Origin of the sequence: Azohydromonas sediminis (genome assembly GCF_003574675.1) — a bacterium.
GTDB classification, from domain to species: domain Bacteria; phylum Pseudomonadota; class Gammaproteobacteria; order Burkholderiales; family Burkholderiaceae_C; genus Calidifontimicrobium; species Calidifontimicrobium sediminis.
Genome location: NZ_QOAZ01000005.1, coordinates 1 through 16182 on the forward strand (window position 1 = coordinate 1; position 16182 = coordinate 16182).

At 71.9% G+C, this 16182-nt stretch carries 13 protein-coding genes; 2 read left to right on the forward strand and 11 right to left on the reverse strand.

Annotation, left to right across the window (positions count from 1 at the left end):
* Positions 1-309 precede the first annotated feature (309 nt).
* Together DRV96_RS04265 and hslO are read left to right on the forward strand one after the other, a co-directional pair.
* Positions 310-822, forward strand: a complete 513-nt coding sequence (locus tag DRV96_RS04265; RefSeq protein ID WP_235823278.1) for a zinc-binding dehydrogenase — start codon at positions 310-312, stop codon at positions 820-822.
* A 76-nt stretch (positions 823-898) separates the two neighbouring features.
* A complete protein-coding gene (gene hslO, locus DRV96_RS04270; protein WP_119288151.1) occupies positions 899-1864 on the forward strand; it encodes an Hsp33 family molecular chaperone HslO in 966 nt (321 codons plus the stop codon).
* 21 nt (positions 1865-1885) lie between these two features.
* Here the strand turns inward: hslO and DRV96_RS04275 are convergent, their stop codons facing one another.
* The 11 genes from DRV96_RS04275 to DRV96_RS04325 all read right to left on the reverse strand — a co-directional run bounded on the left by DRV96_RS04275 (position 1886) and on the right by DRV96_RS04325 (position 16069).
* The gene (locus DRV96_RS04275; RefSeq protein ID WP_119288416.1) at positions 1886-2569 is read right to left on the reverse strand and encodes an AAA family ATPase; all 684 of its coding nucleotides are present in this window, start codon (positions 2567-2569) and stop codon (positions 1886-1888) included.
* Entirely contained in the window at positions 2566-3198 is a 633-nt protein-coding gene (pnuC, locus tag DRV96_RS04280) for a nicotinamide riboside transporter PnuC (RefSeq protein ID WP_119288153.1), read from the reverse strand. Before pnuC ends, DRV96_RS04275 begins: the two co-directional genes overlap by 4 nt.
* 7 nt (positions 3199-3205) lie before the next feature.
* Positions 3206-3484: a septum formation initiator family protein gene (locus DRV96_RS04285; RefSeq protein ID WP_119288155.1), complete on the reverse strand. Its 279-nt coding sequence runs from the start codon at positions 3482-3484 to the stop codon at positions 3206-3208.
* 18 nt (positions 3485-3502) lie between these two features.
* Entirely contained in the window at positions 3503-4786 is a 1284-nt protein-coding gene (gene eno / locus DRV96_RS04290; protein WP_119288157.1) for a phosphopyruvate hydratase, read from the reverse strand.
* Positions 4787-4825: 39 nt separating this feature from the next.
* The gene (locus DRV96_RS04295; protein WP_119288159.1) at positions 4826-5134 is read right to left on the reverse strand and encodes a DUF1330 domain-containing protein; all 309 of its coding nucleotides are present in this window, start codon (positions 5132-5134) and stop codon (positions 4826-4828) included.
* 10 nt (positions 5135-5144) lie between these two features.
* Positions 5145-6002, reverse strand: coding sequence for a 3-deoxy-8-phosphooctulonate synthase (gene kdsA / locus DRV96_RS04300; RefSeq protein WP_119288160.1), 858 nt, complete (start codon positions 6000-6002; stop codon positions 5145-5147).
* Between the two features lie 22 nt (positions 6003-6024).
* A complete protein-coding gene (locus DRV96_RS04305) occupies positions 6025-7692 on the reverse strand; it encodes a CTP synthase (RefSeq protein ID WP_119288162.1) in 1668 nt (555 codons plus the stop codon).
* Between the two features lie 109 nt (positions 7693-7801).
* Positions 7802-11083, reverse strand: coding sequence for a DUF1565 domain-containing protein (locus tag DRV96_RS04310; RefSeq protein WP_162910942.1), 3282 nt, complete (start codon positions 11081-11083; stop codon positions 7802-7804).
* A 374-nt stretch (positions 11084-11457) separates the two neighbouring features.
* Positions 11458-14379: a winged helix-turn-helix domain-containing protein gene (locus tag DRV96_RS04315; protein ID WP_119288167.1), complete on the reverse strand. Its 2922-nt coding sequence runs from the start codon at positions 14377-14379 to the stop codon at positions 11458-11460.
* A 44-nt stretch (positions 14380-14423) separates the two neighbouring features.
* The gene (locus DRV96_RS04320; RefSeq protein ID WP_119288169.1) at positions 14424-15242 is read right to left on the reverse strand and encodes an alpha/beta fold hydrolase; all 819 of its coding nucleotides are present in this window, start codon (positions 15240-15242) and stop codon (positions 14424-14426) included.
* Positions 15242-16069, reverse strand: coding sequence for a proteasome-type protease (locus DRV96_RS04325; protein ID WP_119288171.1), 828 nt, complete (start codon positions 16067-16069; stop codon positions 15242-15244). The genes DRV96_RS04320 and DRV96_RS04325 overlap by 1 nt, the downstream gene beginning before the upstream one ends.
* Positions 16070-16182: the final 113 nt, after the last annotated feature.

Sequence of the window (16182 nt, forward strand, 5' to 3'; positions counted from 1 at the left end):
GGCACTTGTCTTCGGTTCCGTAGCGCTCGAGGAACTCGGGCATCGAAAGTCCGGCTTGAAACTGCACTCGGTTCATCGGCATGGCGCGCCTCCAGCCAGTAGGGATGCGGCCATCTTCCTGGCTCACAGGCTCAAAGACTGAGCCTGCTGAGGTTGCTCGCTAATCAGGTGAGTACACGGCCCAACCGGGAGGCCTCCGGCGGCCCCTGCGGGGGGGCTGGAAGAGAGAGAATCCAAAAGCCCAAGCAGCCAACTTGACCGTCAGACCAGCCGGGTCTGACTCAAGCCAACAGGCCTCCTCGAAACCCGGTGCGGTTCAGCGGCGTGTCGCTCGCGGCGCTGCAGCTGGCCAAGGCGGCGGGCGCGAAGGTCATCGTGACGTCGCGCGACGCCGGCAAGCTCGAGCGCGCGGTGCAGATGGGCGCCGACGGCGCGGTGCACGGCGCGACGCAGGACATCGCGCGCACGGTGCTCGAGATGACGGACGGCCGCGGCGTCGACGTCGTGATCGAGAACGTCGGCGCCGCGGTGTGGAGCGCGGCGCTGAAGAGCCTCGTGCGCGGCGGGCGGCTCGTCACCTGCGGCGCGACGACCGGCGACCAGCCCGGCGCCGACCTGCGCCGCATGTTCATCCGCCAGCTGAAGGTGTTCGGCTCGACGCTGGGCACGCTGGCCGAGTTCCGCGACCTGCTGGCGCTGTGTGAACGCTCGCCGATGCGCCCGGTGATCGACAGCGTCTACCCGCTCGACGACGTGACGCAGGCGCTCGACCGCCTCGAGTCGGGCCGACAGTTCGGCAAGGTCGCCGTGACCGTGGGGTAGCTCACCGCGGGGGGGGGCACCAGGGCCTGCGACGGGGTTCGACCCGCGCCGCAGAGCACTTCCTACAATGCCCCTCGTGGACGAGTTGCACAAGTTCCTGTTCGAAGGCCTGCCGGTGCGCGGGATGCTGGTGCGGCTGACCACCGGCTGGCGCGAGCTGCTGCGCCGGCGCGATCCCGCCGCCGGCGGCATGGGCGCGTTCCCGGCGCCGGTGCGCGAGCTGCTCGGCGAGATGGCCGCGGCCGGTGCGCTGATGCAGTCGAACATCAAGTTCAACGGCGCGCTCGTGCTGCAGATGCACGGCGACGGCCCGGTCAAGCTCGCGGTCGTCGAGGTGCAGCCCGACCTCGCGTTTCGCGCCACCGCGAAGGTGATCGGCGACGTGCCGGCCGACGCGCGGCTCGAGGCGCTGCTCAACGTGCACGGGCAGGGGCGCTGCGCGATCACGCTCGACCCGAAGGACCGCCTGCCGGGGCAGCAGCCGTACCAGGGCATCGTGCCGCTGCATGGCGACCGCCGCGAACCGCTGCAGCACCTCGCGCAGGTGCTCGAGCACTACATGCTGCAGTCCGAGCAGCTCGACACCCGGCTCGTGCTGGCCGCCAGCGACGACGTCGCCGCCGGCCTGCTGATCCAGCGGCTGCCGGTCGAGGGTGCGGGCAACCTGGGCGCGCGCAACGAGGACGAGATCGGGCTGAACGAGCACTTCAACCGCATCGCGCACCTGGCGGCGACGCTGACCCGCGACGAGCTGCTGACGCTCGACGTCGACACGATCCTGCGCCGCCTGTTCTGGGAGGAGACGCTGCGCCGCTTCGAGCCGCTGCACCCGCGCTTCGCGTGCTCCTGCTCGCGCGAGCGCGTCGGCCGCATGCTGCTCGGGCTCGGGCGCGACGAGGTCGACGGCCTGATCGCCGAGCGCGGCGAGGCCGAGGTCGGCTGCGACTTCTGCGGCGCGCACTACCGCTTCGACGCCGTCGACGTCGGCGAGCTGTTCACGCCGCCGGCCGACCAGCCGCCGTCGAGCGCGTCGGTGCAGTGAGGCGCTCGACGGCTGCGCGCGTCAGCGCGGCGCGGCCTCGCGCAGCCGCTTGGCCGCGTGCTCGCAGTCGGGCATGTCGCACTCGCGGCACACCCAGGTCCACGCGGCCTGCGCCGCCTCGCGCCGTGCCAGCCGCGTGAACAGCCCGGCGTCGGGCGCGGCGTGCGCGCGCAGCAGCGGCGTCAGCGCGTCGAGCGCGGCCTCGACGCGGGCCTCGCCGGCCCCCCCGACCACCGACCACGCGAGCCCGTGGTCGACCAGCGCCTGACGCACCAAACGGTCGACCGGCGCGCGCACGTGTGGGCCGTCGCGCTGCAGCCCGTCGGGCTCCCACGGCAGGTCGACCGCGGTCAGCAGCGTCGCCGCGTAGCTGCGGTGCGCCTGCGCGGCCAGGCCGTGCAGCGAGCGGTCGTCGAACAGCAGCTCGCTGTAGACGGCCGTCATCAGCGGCGTCGTGTCGGCGACGACCCACGCGTGCGCCGCGGCCGCCGCGGCGATGCGGCGCTGCTGCTCGGCGGCGATCGCCGCCTGCTCGTCGGCGCGCGGCGTGCGGCCTTCGCGTGCGCACCACTCGCGCAGCCACTCGCCGACCCAGGTCGTCGGCTGGCCCGTCAGCGCGGCGATGCGCTCGGCCAGCGCCCGTGCGAGCGTCGTCTTGCCGGTGCTCTCGGCGCCGACGATCGCGATCACGCGGCCGCCGCTCACGCGCGCACCGCCTGCGCGTGCGCGAGCCGGCGCCACGTGCGCCAGCCCACCGCCGCCATCACGACGAACAGCGCGTACAGCAGCACCGTCAGCCACAGCCCCTTCCACGCGAACAGCCCGACACTGACGACGTTGACCCCGATCCACGCCGGCCAGTTCTCGACGTACTTGCGCCCGAGCAGCCACTGGCCGGCCAGGCTGCCGACGGTGGGCAGCGCGTCGAAGTAGGGCACGTCGCTGTCGGTGGCGCGGTCGAGGAAGGCGCCCAGCAGCGGCCACGCGGCGAGCACGAAGGCCACGACGCCCACGAGGCGCCGGCCGTCGAGGTGACGCACGCGCAGCGCGCCGCCGTCGTCACCGGTGCCGCGCAGCCACTGCCACCAGCCCCACGCCGCGACCGCGATGAACACGAGCTGCAGGCTCGCTTCGCCGTAGAGCTTGTAGTCGGCGAACAGCAGCCCGTACAGCGCCGACGACACCATCGCCAGCGGCCACGCGAGCGGGTTGACGCGCCAGTTGCACACGACCATCCACACCGCGAGCACGAACGCGACGACCTCGGTCCACGTGACCGGGCTGCCCCACAGCGCGAACGCCTGCGCGCCGACCAGCGCCCACAGCAGCTCCATCGCGCGCTCAGCGACGTGTGATCTGGACGAGGATCTCGTCGGGCTTGACCATCCCGAGCTCGGCGCGCGCCTTCTCCTCGACCATCTCGAGCCCCTCCTTGAGGTCGCCCACTTCGACGGCGAGTTGCTCGTTGCGCGCGCGCGCCGCGTCGTTGACCGCCTGCTGGTCGGCGAGCTGTGCGCGCAGCGACATCACGTGCGGCACGCTGCCCTGGCCGATCCACAGCTGCGCCTGCACCACCGCGAGCAGCGCGACGAGCCCTGCGGTGACCCAGCGCGCCGCCATCGGGGTGCCGAGCGCCGCTCAGCGCAGGTTGTAGAACGCGTCGCGGCCGGGATAGCGCGCGACGTCGCCGAGGTCTTCCTCGATGCGCAGCAGCTGGTTGTACTTCGCAATGCGGTCGCTGCGGCTCATCGAGCCGGTCTTGATCTGGCCGGCGTTGGTGCCCACCGCGATGTCGGCGATCGTGCTGTCCTCGGTCTCGCCCGAGCGGTGGCTGATCACCGCGGTGTAGCCGGCGCGCTTGGCCATCTCGATCGCGGCGAAGGTCTCGGTCAGCGTGCCGATCTGGTTGATCTTCACGAGGATCGAGTTGGCGATGCCGCGCTCGATGCCCTCCTTCAGGATCTTGGTGTTGGTGACGAACAGGTCGTCGCCGACGAGCTGCACCTTGCGGCCGAGCCGCTCGGTCAGCAGCTTCCAGCCGTCCCAGTCGCCTTCGCCCATGCCGTCTTCGATGCTGACGATCGGGTATTTGTCCACCCACGCGGCGAGCATGTCGATCCACGCGGCCGGCTCGAGCGTCAGCCCTTCGCCTTCGAGCACGTACTTGCCGTCCTTGTGGAACTCGCTGGCCGCGCAGTCGAGCGCGATCGCGATCTGCGTGCCCGCCTCGTAGCCGGCCTTGTCGATCGCCTCGAGGATCAGCTGGATTGCCGCCTCGTGGCTCGCGACGCTGGGCGCGAAGCCGCCCTCGTCGCCGACCGCGGTGCTCATGCCCTTGGCGTCGATGATCTTCTTCAACGCGTGGAACACCTCGGCGCCGTAGCGCACCGCCTCGCGGAAGCTCGGCGCGCCCACCGGCACGATCATGAACTCCTGCAGGTCGAGGCTGTTGTTGGCGTGCGCGCCGCCGTTGATCACGTTCATCATCGGCACCGGCAGCTGCATGCCGCCCATCCCGCCGAAGTAGCGGTACAGCGGCAGGCCGCTCTCCTCGGCAGCGGCGCGCGCCACCGCCATGCTCACGGCCAGCATCGCGTTGGCGCCGAGCCGGCCCTTGTTGTCGGTGCCGTCGAGGTCGATCAGCGTCTTGTCGAGGAAGGCCTGCTCGCTCGCATCCAGCCCCAGCACGGCCTCGCTGATCTCGGTGTTGATGTGCTCGACCGCACGCAGCACGCCCTTGCCGAGATAGCGGCCCTTGTCGCCGTCGCGCAGCTCGATCGCCTCGCGGCTTCCGGTGGACGCGCCCGACGGCACCGCGGCGCGGCCCATCGTGCCCGACTCGAGCAGCACGTCGCACTCGACGGTGGGGTTGCCTCGGCTGTCGAGGATCTCGCGGCCGACGATGTCGACGATGGCGCTCATGCGGGAAGGTCCTTTCTGCTTTGTGCGTGGTGTGGCGGCTCAGACGGGGGCGGCGACGCCCTCGACGAGCACCATGTTGAAGTACTCTGTGGTGCCTACGCGCTTGGCGCGCGCGGCACGGTACGGCTCGCTGTCGTAGAACGCCTTGGCCTGCTCGAAGCTCGGGAAGCGCAGCAGCGCGACGCGGTGTGGCTGCCAGTCGCCTTCGAGCGTTTCGTGGCGGCCGCCGCGCACGAGGTACTCGCCGCCGAAGGCCTTCACGGCGGCCGGGGCGTCGGCCATGTACTGCTTGTACTGCTCGAGGTCGCGGATGTGCATCTCGACGATCAGGTACGCCGGCGCGCTCATCGGGGGCTCCTCAGCAGCCGAAGTCGTTTTCCAGCAGCGGCTGGCTCTTGACGACGCGGTCGAGCGACTGCAGCTGCTCGAGCAGCGCCTTCATGTGCTTGAGCGGCACGGCGTTCGGCCCGTCGGACAGCGCGCGGGCCGGGTCGGGGTGCGTCTCCATGAACAGGCCCGCGATGCCCACCGCGACCGCGGCGCGCGCGAGCACCGGCACGAACTCGCGCTGGCCGCCGCTGCTGGTGCCCTGCCCGCCGGGGAGCTGCACGCTGTGCGTGGCGTCGAACACCACCGGCGCGCCGGTCTCGCGCATGATCGCGAGGCTGCGCATGTCGGAGACGAGGTTGTTGTAGCCGAAGCTCACGCCGCGCTCGCAGGCCATGAAGACGTCGTCGGGCAGGCCCTTCTCGCGCGCGGCGGCGCGGGCCTTGTCGATCACGTTCTTCATGTCGTGCGGCGCGAGGAACTGGCCCTTCTTGATGTTGACCGGCTTGCCGCTTTGCGCGACGGCGCGGATGAAGTCGGTCTGCCGGCACAGGAACGCGGGCGTCTGCAGCACGTCGACCACCGCCGCGACCGCCGGCACGTCGGCCTCGGTGTGCACGTCGGTCAGCACCGGCACGCCGATCTCGCGCCGCACCTTGGCCAGGATCTCGAGGCCCTTGTCCATGCCGGGGCCGCGGAAGCTCGCACCGCTCGAGCGGTTGGCCTTGTCGTAGCTCGACTTGAAGATGAACGGGATGCCCAGCGCGGAGGTGATCTCCTTCAGCCGGCCGGCGACGTCCATCTGCAGCTGCTCGCTCTCGACGACGCAGGGCCCGGCGATCAGGAAGAACGGCCGCTCGAGGCCGACGTCGAAGCCGCACAGTTTCATGGTCGGGATCCCCAGGCGAGGGTCAGGCCGCGGCAGCCACCGCGGCCTGGCCGGCGGCGGAGCGGCGTGCCTGGTGTTCGAGCGCGGCCTTGACGTAGCTGATGAACAGCGGGTGGCCGTCCCACGGCGTGCTCTTGAACTCGGGGTGGAACTGCACGCCGACGAACCACGGGTGCACGTCGGGCGGCAGCTCGATCATCTCGGTGAGCTTCTCGCGCTGCGTGATCGCGCTGATCACGAGGCCCGCGGCCTGCAGCCGGTCGAGGTAGCGCTCGTTGGCCTCGTAGCGGTGGCGGTGGCGCTCGGTGACGGTGGGGCCGTAGATCTTGTAGGCCAGCGTGCCGGGCTTGACGTCGGCGGTCTGCGCGCCCAGTCGCATCGTGCCGCCGAGGTCCGAGCTGGCATCGCGCTTCTGGATCGTGCCGTCGCGGTCCTGCCACTCGTCGATCAGCGCGATCACCGGGTGCGGCGTCGCGGGGTCGAACTCGGTGCTGTTGGCGCCCTCGAGGCCGGCCAGGTGGCGCGCGACCTCGATCGTGGCCACCTGCATGCCCAGGCAGATGCCCAGATACGGGATCTTGTGCTCGCGCGCGAACTGCGCGGCGAGGATCTTGCCCTCGATGCCGCGCTTGCCGAAGCCGCCGGGCACGAGGATCGCGTCGTACTGCGCGAGCTGCCCGACGTTGTCGGGCGTCAGCGTCTCGGCGTCGACGTACTCGATGTTGACCTTCGCGTGGTTGTGGATGCCGGCGTGGCGCAGCGCCTCGTTGAGCGACTTGTACGAGTCCGACAGTTCGGTGTACTTGCCGCACATCGCGATCGTGACCTCGTGCTGCGGGTGCTCGACGGCGTGCACGAGGCGGTCCCAGCGGCGCAGGTCGGCGGGGCGCGTGAGCAGCTGCAGCTTCATGCAGATGATCTCGTCGAGGCCCTGCTCGTGCAACATGCGCGGCACCTTGTAAATGGTGTCGACGTCCCACATGCTGATCACCGCCTGGCGCGCGACGTTGGTGAACAGCGAGATCTTCTCGCGCTCGTCGTCGGGGATCGGGCGGTCGGCGCGGCAGATCAGTGCGTCGGGCTGGATGCCGATTTCGCGCAGCTTCTGCACCGTGTGCTGCGTCGGCTTGGTCTTCAGCTCGCCGGCCGCGGCGATCCACGGCACGTACGTCAGGTGCACGAAGGCGGCGTTGTTAGGCCCCAGGCGCAGGCTGAGCTGGCGCGCCGCTTCCAGGAAGGGCAGGCTCTCGATGTCGCCCACGGTGCCGCCGATCTCGACGATCGCGACGTCGACGTCGGCCGCACCGCGCTGGATGAACTCCTGGATCTCGTTGGTGACGTGCGGGATCACCTGCACCGTCTTGCCGAGGTAGTCGCCGCGGCGCTCCTTCTCGAGCACGCTCTTGTAGATCTGGCCGGTCGTGAAGTTGTTCGTGCGCTTCATCCGCGTCGTGATGAAGCGCTCGTAGTGCCCGAGGTCGAGGTCGGTCTCGGCGCCGTCGTCGGTGACGAAGACCTCACCGTGCTGGAACGGGCTCATCGTGCCCGGATCCACGTTGAGATACGGGTCGAGCTTGATGAGGGTGACCTTCAGGCCGCGCGACTCGAGGATCGCGGCCAGCGACGCCGACGCGATGCCCTTGCCCAGCGAGGACACCACGCCGCCGGTGACGAAGACGTACTTGGTCATGGCAGACGGCACCCGAGGCTCGTCGCCTGCGAGTGCCGTGGTGTTAAAGCCCAATTATAGGCAGCGCCCCCGCCGGGCCCGGGCCGCGCCTGCGGACGCGGCGGGGTGGTCAGTTGCCCGCCAGCCGCAACGATCCGCTCGTGACGCTGTAGTTCTGGCCGTTGCCGCTGGTGACTAGCACGCTGCCGGCGTAGGTGCCGCCGGCGCTGGCACCCTGCTGACCGGCGACCCAAGTGTTGCCGACAGCGCCGACCGTGTTGCCGGCCGCGGTGCCCACCCGCACGCCCGGCTTGCTCGCGTTCAGGCCGAGGAGGGTGTTGCCGCCGGGCTGCGCCGCGGTGCCGAGGTCGAGCACCGATCCGGCGGCGCCATTGAGCAGCAGCCCGGCGCCGTCGGCCTGCGCGCCGCCGTTGTTGGCGATCGTCGCGTTGCGCACCGTCAGCGTGTAGACGCCGCCGTAGTAAGGCGGATTCGCCAGCCCGCCCAGCCGCACGCCCGCGCCGCCGTTGTCCTGGATCTGGCCACCGGTGATCGACAGCGTGCCGCCGTGCGGCAGGTGGATCGCGTTGCCGGTGAAGTTCTGCAGCACGCTGTCGGTCAGCGTGACGGTGGGCTCGCTGTACTCGCCGGCGTTGGGGGTGATGCCCTCGGTCGCGCCCTGCAGCGTGCTGTCGGCGATCGTCACCTGGGCCGCGCCGGTGATGCCGACGATGCCGAAGAACGGGCCGCTGACGGTCGCGTTGGCCAGTTCGAGCGACGCGCCCGCGCCGATGAGCGCGAAGGCCCGATAGCGGCTGGTGCTGCCGGCCTGCGTCACCGTGCTGCCGTTGGCGAGCGTGAGCTTGGCGCTGCCGCCGGCGATGCAGAAGGCGATCGGGTGGTCGAACGCACCGCCCGAGACGGGTCCGAGTTCGACCGCCACACCGTGCAGCGTGACCTGCGCGCTGCCGCCGAGCGACATGAACTTGCCCTGGTTGCAGCCCTGCCCCGCCGAGGCCAGTGCCGGATGGCTGAAGCGGCCACCGCTGACCGTCACGCCGCCGCTGCCGTGGGCCGCGTTGGTGTTGGTGAATTCGCCAGTGAAGTCGCTCGCCAGGTAGTTGAAGTTGGCCATGCCGTTAGTGTCGAGGCTGACGGTGGCGTTGGCGCAGCCGTTGCAGTAGGACATCACGTTGGTGAAGCGGCCGAAGGTCACGCCCTTCAACTGCACGCTGGCGTTGTTGGGCAGGACGACCGCCGGGCCGTAGCCGTGATTGGTGTCGCCGTTCACCGTGGTCAGGTTCACGCCGATCAGCGTGGCGGCGCCCTGCGCGACGATGCCGAAGTTCAGCGTCGCCTGCCCCGGCGTGCTGGCGCGCAGCGTGCGGCCTGCGGGCAGCGGACGAGTCCTGTTGTCGGCGGCGCTGGCGCCGGCCGCGACTTCGTCGGCCCAGGTGTAGGTGCCGTTGGCCAGCCACACCGTGCCGTCGGCACCGACCTCGGCAAAGGCTTTGGTCAGCGTCTTGTACGGCTGCGCCTGCGTGCCGGGGTTGCTGTCGCTGCCGTTGGGCGAGACGTAGCGGTCGGCGCTGACCGGCAGGGTCACCAGCACGGTGGTCGCCGCGCTGGTGGCGTGATTGCCGGCGGCGTCGAACGCCTTGGCGGTGAAGCTCACGTTGCCGACGTCCGCTTCCGTGAGGTTCACGCTCTGCGTGAAGCCGTCGCCCGGCGTGCCGTCGGTGCCGACCGGCGTGGCGCCGCGGTAGAACTCGACCTGCGTGACGCCGACGTTGTCGGTGACGTTGGCGGTGAGCAGCGTGCTGCCCGGCGCGCTGAGGGTGCCCGGGTTGGCCGACAGCGTCACCGTGGGCGCCGTGGTGTCGGGTGCGACGGTGACGGTCACCGTCTTCGTCGCCGTGCTGCTGTTGGGGCCGCTGGCGGTGAGCGTGAAGGTGCGCGTGCTGTCGACGCTCACCTGCACCGAGCCGCTGTCGTTGACGGTCTGTGCCGTGACGTCACCCACGCCCTGGTCGATGCTCACGGCGGTCGCGTTGGCCACCGTCCACGACAGCGTCGTCGTGCCCGAAGGCGGCGCGATCGTGGCCGGGCTGGCGGCGAAGCTGGCCACCTCGACGGTGGGCGACACGCGCGTGACCTTGACGATCTTCGTGTTGGCATGGTTGCCGGCGGCGTCGAACACGCGGCCGTAGAACCAGCGCACCAGCGGGTCGGTCTGGTTGAAGGGAATCGACGCGGGCGGGGTGTTGGCCGACGCCGAAAGGTACTGCGTCGGGTTGCCCGGTGGCATCACGTTGGGAAGCGTCGCCAGCAGCACGTGGGCGAACTGCGGCTGCGGTCCGGCGGGGCCATCGACCATGCTCATCTTCAGTTCCCACAGCTCGCCGAAGCTGCCCGCCTTCTTGTTGTCGGCGCCGCCGATGAAGTAGCGCATCGTGCCGCTCCCGTCGAGGTTCAGCGTCACGACTTTCGGGTCGGTCGCGCCGTTGCCGGGCGGCTGATCGGTGATGACCAGGTAGCCGCTGGGCGGCGTCTTGTCGGCCAGCAGCTTGAAATTGCCCGCGGCCACCTGCGACAGCTTGCACGAGGCCTTACCCGGCGCGACGGTGCACGGCAGCAGGTTGAGCGCCGTGGCGCTGTTGCCGATCAGCAGCGGCGGCGCCGGCGGCGCGTTGATCTGGCACAGCGCGCCGCCCGCGCCGCGCAGCAGCTCCATCGCCGCGTAGACGTCCTCGGCATCCTCGCGCGGCACGACGCTGTAGCCGATCGAGAACGCGCCCGGTTGGTCCTCCCAGTCGCAGTGCGGCGCCGGCGTGGAGTCCCAGTAGGTGGCGTTCTGCGGGATGCACTGCGCGTATGACTGGCCGGCGCCGTTGTTGGCGTTGCCGTCGACGTAGCTGCTGCTCTTCAGGCACCCGGACGGGCAGGTATCGCCGGGCACCCATTCCATACCCAGCGGCTTGCCGCCCGTGCCGTTGCAGGACTTGCCGGTGTCGGGGGGAGGATTGCTGGGCAAGCCCGAGAGGGCCGAGCCGCGCACGCGGGTGCCAGCGAGTTGCACGTCGTCGGTGGCGAACTCCCAAGTCGCCGCTTCGGACAGCGTGCCCAGCGAGCCGACGATGCGGTAGAGCGAGCCCGGCACGTACAGCGGGTCGGCGGCGGTCTCGGCGTCGGGATCGACCTTCTCGATCGCCAGCGTGCTCGCTTCGCTGACCGCGCCCGGCGGTATGGTCAGCGTCACCTTGCCGTCGTCCGAGGTGATGACCGCGCCGGCCGCGGTGACGTTGGGCTCGGCGCCGCCGCCTGTGCCGCCACCCCCGCCGCAGCCCGAGATCCAGGCAACCGCGACCGCAGCCATCAGCACCCGCCGTGCCGTCGTCGTCTGTCGTTTCATCGTGCTTCTCCCTTCCCCCGTCCGCGCGGCGGTGGCACCGTGACCGCCTCGGCCGCAGGTTCGCCGGCGAGGTCCTACGGATGACCTACCGAATCGGCTCGCCCCCTCGAAGGGGGGGTCGTGCGGCACGCTCGGCGGCGGCAGCACGCAGCGCACGCGGGCATGGCCGGTTCGCGCCGCGACCGCAGGGCCGCAGGGGAGCGGAGGGTGCCAGCGCGCGCGGCGCGGGCGCAGGCGCGCGAGCGCGACGCGCGCGCGGGCGAGCCAGCGGCGAAGAAGGGGCGACAGGGGCATGGTCGGTTGCGTCGCGCGGCGTCGGCGCCGCGTCGGGCCGACTGTCGCGGCCCAGGTCCTACCGATCGTCTACCGATCGGCTACCGGTCAGCGGACGACGCGCCGATGCCGACGTGCTGCCGCATGCGCCGCGCGTGCCGCTCGCGCGGCGCCACGGCCCAGGCGCTTTGCTGCAGTGGCAGCAGCGGCGCCGCGGCGTGCGTGCGCGCCCACCGCTCCAGCGCGGCTCGCTGCGGCCGTTGGGCGGCCGGCAGGTCGGCCCATTGCCGCAGCGCCCACAGGTCGCAGCCGATGCGCGCCGTGTCCAGGTGCACGGCGCCGGCCTCGAGCCGCAGCGCGGCACCGTGGTCGCCGAGCAGCCGGCGCAGCCGAAGCAGCGCGGCGTCGAACGACTTGCGCGCGGCGTCGCCGTCGAGCTCGGGCCACAGGTCGTCGACGAGCGTGGCCACCGGCACCGATGCCGGCCCGTGCACGGCCAGCGCCTGCAGCAACTCGAGCGGACGCTTTTGCACCTTGCCTTCGAACCTCAGCGGTAGACCGTCGATCACCACCTCGAAGCCGCCGAGCAGTTTCAGCTGCAGCGGCATCGGCCAGTCGGGCGCGATCGCGTCGGCCGGCGGCGGCAGCGCACGCCGGGCGATCCACCGATGGACGAAGGCCGTCTCGATGCCGTGGGCCAGCGCGGCCGCGGCGAGGTCGGCGAGCGCGGCGTCGGTGCCCAGCGCCGGGTGGACGATGTCGTGGCGCGCCAGGGGCTGCAGGGCCGCGGCCAGCGCGGCGGCCTCGCCGGCGGCGTCGCCGCGCCGGCGGGCCTGCCACGCCTGCAGGTCGTGCAGGTGGAAGTCGACCATCGCGCTGCCGGCGCGACGCGCCACGTCGCGCAGCACCGCGAGCGTGGCCTCGACGTCGGCGTCGCTGCCGCGCTGGCGGTGCGCCAGCGCCTGCGCGACCCAGCCGAAGGCCTCGCACATCGGGCTGCGGACCGCGCGCGCGCTGTCGATCGCCGCGCGCGCCTCGCGCAGTGCCGCCGCGGTGTCACCGCGCCACAGCGCCAGCCACGCGGCCTGGAACGCGGCGTGCCACACCTCGGTGAGCTGGGTGGGCTGCATCGCGGCGCGTGCCGCGCTCAGCAGTGCCTGCGCCGCGTCGAGATCGCCGGCGGCGAGTTGCGCGTCGTTGGCCAGCAGGCGGTGGTAGGTGTCGAGCGCGTGGATGCCGCACTGCTCGGCGGTGGCCAGCAGGCGGCGCAGCACGACGGGTGCATCGGCCAGCCGGCCCTGCGCCCAGCAGGCGTCGAGCTCGACCAGTCCCCACACGAGACGGCCGTAGTCCGCCAGCCCATGCTGGTCGATGGCGCGGGCGAGCAGGTCGTGCATCGCGCCGACTTGCTCGAACAGGCCGCTCCACAGCAGGTTGATGCCCAGCACCGACGCCACGCGCGCACGCAGCTGCAGCCCGATCGGCGCGTGAAGCGCGTCGAGCGCGTGCCCGCGCCAGCGCGGCAGATCCGGGTGTGCCGGCTCGCCGACGAGCAGCGCATAGACCACCGTCATCGCCACCTGGGCCTTGTCCTCGGCGCCGGGCAGCGCGTCGAAGCGCGGCGCGACGTCGCGCAGCTCGTCGAGCCAGCGGGTGATCGGGTAGTCGGGCGCGAAGTCGACGAACGACAGGTACGCCAGGTGCGCGAGCGTGCGCAGCCGCCCGGCGTCGTCGCCGCGCGCCACATAGCCCGCCGCGGCGCGCAGCAGGTGCACGCGCGCCTGTGCCGGCTGGGCCATCACCCGCACGAGGCCGCTCCAGTACTCGAGGTCGGGCTCGCGCTCGCGCCACTCGGTGGGGAAAGCGGCGAGCCATGCGCCGAGCGTGCGCAGCCGCGCCTGCGCGACGAAGCGCGGCGCGAGCGCGAGCACGGCCGCTGTCGCGCGCTCGAGGTCGCCGGCGGCGAGCAGCGCGGGCACCGCGGCCTCGGCGTCGCCGGCGTCGGCCAGCGCGCGCGCAGCGTCGCGCCGCAACGCCGCGAGCTCGCTGGCCGGCAGCGTCTCGTCGGCGTGGCGGCGCAGGTGGTCGCGGAGCAGCGGGTGCAGCACGTGCCGCGGAGTGGCGCCGCCTTCGGTCAGCACGAACAGGCCGCGGCGCGCGAAGCGCTCGAGCACCGCCGTCGTGCCCGCCAAGGCGGGCCATGCGCGCTCGACGGCGGCGTCGACGTAGGGCAGCTGGGCCGCCAGCAGCAGCCGCTGGCGCGTGGGTTCGTCGAACGACGGCCACACCTCGTGGCGCAGGTAATCGTGCAGCACGTCGTCGTCGATGGTGGGCAGCCGGCCGCCGGCGCGCAGCGTCAGCGCGACGGCCGCGGGCCAGCCCAGCGTGTGCGCGAACACGGCGTCGATCTCGGCCGCCGAGGCCCGGGCGTGGCGCTGCGCGAACAGGGCCGCGACCTCGTCGCGCGTGAGCGCCAGCTCGGCGGCATCGATCGTCAGCAGCCGCCCCTCGACGCGCGCGCGAGCCAGCGCTGCCGGCGGCGGCGCGCGCGACGTGACGACCAGCCGCGCCTGCGGCGGCACTGCGGCCACCGACTCGGCCCACAGCACCTGCAAGGCGTCGGCCGCCACCTCGGCCTCGTCGAGCACGAGCAGCGCCGAGGGCGGCAACGCGGCGAACAGCGCCGCGAAGTAGCGGCGTGCGAACGCCGCGATGTCGCCGAGGTGCTCGGCCTGCGGCGTCGGCAGGCGGGCCCCGGCGACGGCAGTGAGGTGGGCCACGAAGCTGGCGGGGTCGGTGTCGGCCGCCGACAGCCGCAGCCACGTGCAGCGGTGCCCGCGCGCCTGCGCGTACGACGCGGCCAGGCTGCTCTTGCCGTAGCCCGCCGGGGCCACGAGCCACACGGCCTGGCCGGCCGCGGCGTCGAGCCGCTGGAACAGGCGCTCCCGCGGCAGCAGCCCGCTGGCGATCGGCGGGCCGGCGGAGGCCGGCGGCGGCAGGGGGATCACGCGGGCACTGCACATCGCGACCGATGATGCCAGACGCGTGTCCACCCGCGCGATGAGGGTCAGCCGAAACCCTCGATCAGGGTCAGCACGGTGCGCGCGGTCTCGTCGGGGCGCTCCATCGGGTACAGGTGCGTGCCCTCGATCCACACGAAGCGCTCGCGTGCCAGCGCGCGCGACGCCTCCAGCCCGCCCTGGCGCACCTCGACCGACTGCGTGCCGGCGACGAAGGCCACCGGGCACTTCGGCGGGTGGCGGCGCAGCAGCCGCGGCAGCGTGTGCGGCAGCGTGTTGTAGATGCGTGCCTCGACGTCGCGGTCGAACGCCAGTTCGACGCGGCCGTCGCGCTCGACGAAGCCGGCCGCGACGTAGTCGTCGAGCACGCGCGGGTCCCAGCGGGCGAACGCGTGCTTGGCCGCGAAGTGGCGGCGCACCGCGTCGCGGTCGGGCCACTCGTGGCGGCGGCGCTGCGAGATGCGCCCGGGCGACACGCGCCGGATCAGCCCGCTGGCCTTGAAGATCTGCACGCCGTGCGCGCGCCAGCCGCCGATGACGGGCGAGTCGAGCATCACGACGCCGCGCGCCACGTCCGGCCGCCGGCATGCGGCCATCAGGCTGAGCAGGCCGCCGAGCGAGTGGCCGACGAGGAAGGCCGGCGCGCAGCCCTGCGCGTCGATGAAGTCGACGAGCTGGCGGCGCAGGTGCGGCCAGTTGCTCGTGACCGGATAGGCCGGGTCGTGGCCGAACTTCTCGAGCGCGTGCACCGTGTAGCCGGCGGCGCGCCAGGCGTCGAACAGCACGCGGTAGGTGCCCGCCGGGAAGCCGTTGGCGTGCGAGAACACGATCGCGCCGCGGCGGCCGGCGCGCTTCGGCGCACCCATCAGATGACTTTTTCGCCCGGGTGCGTGATCTTGCGCATCGGCTCGTAGCGCTTCGAGTCGACGAGCAGCGGGTGCTGCGTGTCGCCGCGGTCCCAGCGCGGGTCGTCCATCGCGTCGAACACTTCGCGCAGCCGCTGGCCCCAGGTGCTGCGCACCATGTGGAAGTACGGGTTGTGCTCGTCGATGCAGACGATGCGGTCGGTGCGAAACGTCCCTTTCTCGTAGACGAGCAGGTCCAGCGGCAGCCCGACCGAGAGGTTGGACTTCAGCGTCGAGTCCATCGACACCAGCGCGCACTTGGCGGCCTGGTCGAGCGAGGTCTTCGGCGTGATCATGCGGTCGAGCACCGGCTTGCCGTACTTGCTCTCGCCGATCTGGAAGTACGTCGTCTCGCGCGTGGCCTCGATGAAGTTGCCCGCCGAGTAGACGAGGAACAGCCGCATTGCCTCGCCCTTGATCTGGCCGCCGAAGATGAAGCTGGCGACGAAGTCGATGCCGGCGGCGCGCAGCGCGGGGCCGTCCTGCTCGTAGACGCGGCGCACCGCGCTGCCGAGCACGCGCGTGGCGTCGAACATGCTCTGCGCGTTCCAGATCGTCAGCGGTGGCTCGTGCGCGCCGCGGTCGAGCTTCTCGACCTGCAGGATCTCGCGCACGCTCTGGCTGATGCTCAGGTTGCCCGCCGACAGCAGCACCATGAAGCGGTCGTCGGGCTTCTCGTAGATCATCATCTTGCGGAACGTGCTGATCTGGTCCAGGCCCGCGTTGGTGCGCGAGTCGGACAGGAACACGAGCCCGGCGTCGAGCCGGATGCCGACACAGTACGTCATGGGTGCGAGGGGTGGGGGTGCACGGCACGGCGTGTGCCGCCGAGCGGCGAGCGTACCAAGTTTTGCGGCCATCGCCGGCGTCGAGCGCTCAAGTCGCGCGTCCCGCGGCCGAC

What these genes read in the sequence shown, in the direction of transcription:
- DRV96_RS04310 (WP_162910942.1), bottom strand. Translation starts at nt 11,083, where the DNA reads ATGAAACGACAGACGACGACGGCACGGCGGGTGCTGATGGCTGCGGTC.
- DRV96_RS04305 (WP_119288162.1), bottom strand. Translation starts at nt 7,692, where the DNA reads ATGACCAAGTACGTCTTCGTCACCGGCGGCGTGGTGTCCTCGCTGGGC.
- kdsA (WP_119288160.1), bottom strand. Translation starts at nt 6,002, where the DNA reads ATGAAACTGTGCGGCTTCGACGTCGGCCTCGAGCGGCCGTTCTTCCTG.
- DRV96_RS04295 (WP_119288159.1), bottom strand. Translation starts at nt 5,134, where the DNA reads ATGAGCGCGCCGGCGTACCTGATCGTCGAGATGCACATCCGCGACCTC.
- eno (WP_119288157.1), bottom strand. Translation starts at nt 4,786, where the DNA reads ATGAGCGCCATCGTCGACATCGTCGGCCGCGAGATCCTCGACAGCCGA.
- DRV96_RS04315 (WP_119288167.1), bottom strand. Translation starts at nt 14,379, where the DNA reads ATGTGCAGTGCCCGCGTGATCCCCCTGCCGCCGCCGGCCTCCGCCGGC.
- DRV96_RS04325 (WP_119288171.1), bottom strand. Translation starts at nt 16,069, where the DNA reads ATGACGTACTGTGTCGGCATCCGGCTCGACGCCGGGCTCGTGTTCCTG.
- pnuC (WP_119288153.1), bottom strand. Translation starts at nt 3,198, where the DNA reads ATGGAGCTGCTGTGGGCGCTGGTCGGCGCGCAGGCGTTCGCGCTGTGG.
- DRV96_RS04285 (WP_119288155.1), bottom strand. Translation starts at nt 3,484, where the DNA reads ATGGCGGCGCGCTGGGTCACCGCAGGGCTCGTCGCGCTGCTCGCGGTG.
- DRV96_RS04320 (WP_119288169.1), bottom strand. Translation starts at nt 15,242, where the DNA reads ATGGGTGCGCCGAAGCGCGCCGGCCGCCGCGGCGCGATCGTGTTCTCG.